2 protein-coding genes are annotated in these 1,683 nt (G+C 41.1%); one reads left to right on the top strand and one right to left on the bottom strand.

Annotated elements, in window-relative coordinates; all coding sequences use genetic code 11:
- Positions 1 to 362: 362 nt before the first annotated feature.
- A complete protein-coding gene (locus ACS8FD_RS13835) occupies positions 363 to 1,100 on the bottom strand; it encodes a dienelactone hydrolase family protein (protein ID WP_439263144.1) in 738 nt (245 codons plus the stop codon).
- 177 nt (positions 1,101 to 1,277) lie between these two features.
- Here ACS8FD_RS13835 and ACS8FD_RS13830 point away from each other — a divergent pair.
- Positions 1,278 to 1,683, top strand: a 406-nt coding sequence (locus tag ACS8FD_RS13830; protein WP_439276296.1) for a YcgN family cysteine cluster protein, incomplete at its 3' end; no start/stop codon positions are given.

The raw sequence follows: 1,683 nt of genomic DNA, 5'->3' as shown, positions 1-1,683 counted from the left end.
TTCTTTGACTTCGTTGCGGGCTTTATTCATATGTCCAGGGAACCACTGGATACTAGCGTTACTCATTGATATAACAACCTTCTTTAAATGGAGTGCCAAAAGTAGAACAATAAATTTTTACTTTTGTGATGAGGTCAAGTTTACTACACAATGAGGGGTTGAATGCGCCTAAAGTAGATTGCTCGCTTTATTTTAATTTGCCTAAACGTATTATTGCAAAAGTGCGTCTTAAAAAAAGCTTTGATCAGGTAGAAATTTACACGCTTAGTAAAGGGTTTTTTATACAAAAAAAGCAGAGCATGACACGCATACTCTGCTTTAGACTTATTCTAAATATCTTTAAAAGCTAAAATTAACCCAAACTAGCCTAAATTTGCTTTCATAAACTCAAGCATATTTTCCCAGCTTTGTTTAGCTGCGCTTTCGTTGTAGCCTAAATCGATATCATTTTTAGCGGCACGCTCATCTGCATTTGGATTGGTAAAGCCATGTTTGGCATTATCATAGACATCAACCGTATAGTCTACGTCAGCTACGTCCAATTCAGATTTTAGATCTTCTATTGCATCCATTGATACCATAGAGTCATCACGACCATGGGCAACCAGTACTTTGGCTTTAAAGTTACTGTCTGCAGGTTGTTTCGCTGCTGGGTTACCGTGGAAAGTAGCGACTGCTTTTAATGGCATGCCCTCGCGTGCCATATCAAGAACGACTTTACCACCGAAGCAATAACCAATCGCGCCTAGGTTATCGCCATTGACTGCCAGTTGGCTACTAAAGTCATTGAGGATTAAGCGGCAGCGTGCCATTAGCATATTTTGGTCTGCAAGTACTTGTTCCATCCACATATTGGCCATAGCAGCATCTGCAGTCAGTTTGCCTTCACCGTAGACATCCATTGCCACCGCTGCATAACCAGCCTTAGCCAAATTTTCGGTGATGGTCTTAGGATGGTCAACCACACCCCACCACTCTGGTGCGACCATAATACCAGGCGCTGGATTGGTATCAGAAGCATCTTCTGGCAGTGCAATATAGCTAATAAGCTCAACGCCATTGTCTGTCGTGCTGACTAATTCATAAGTTTGAATAGGCATATTATTATCCTTTTTTATATTGTGAGTTTTATTTAGGGGGTTTGTACATGTTCAATTGTTTGACTCGTCCTACCTTAACGCCCACGACCAACAAAAACAGCTATAATACTGTAACGCTCTTTATCAAAATGATACTGTGACTTTATAAAACCCTACTATGACTCCATGAGGCCAAACTTGTTAGATCCATCACGTTCATTTTCAAAAAAAGTATCTGATAAAACATCCAATACAAAGCCCGACGAGGCCGATAGTGCAACGCTACGTCCACAGTTTTGGACCCGATTTAATCTAGATGAATTAAATCATAGTGAATGGGAAGCATTGTGTGATGGTTGTGGCAGTTGTTGTTTGATTAAATATATGGACGACGATGATGAGGAAGAACTGGTCGAATATACGGATGTGACCTGTCAGCTCATGGACTGTGCGACAGGCTATTGTAGACATTATGATACGCGCCAAGAGTACGTACCTGATTGTATTCAACTGACGATTGAGAATTTGCCCAATATGATGTGGTTGCCAGCGCACTGCGCGTACAAACGTTTGTATAAAGGTCAAACGCTACCAGACTGGCATC

The sequence above is a fragment of the Psychrobacter sp. 1U2 genome, assembly GCF_051847575.1.
This window is presented reverse-complemented; position numbering and strand designations above follow the sequence as displayed.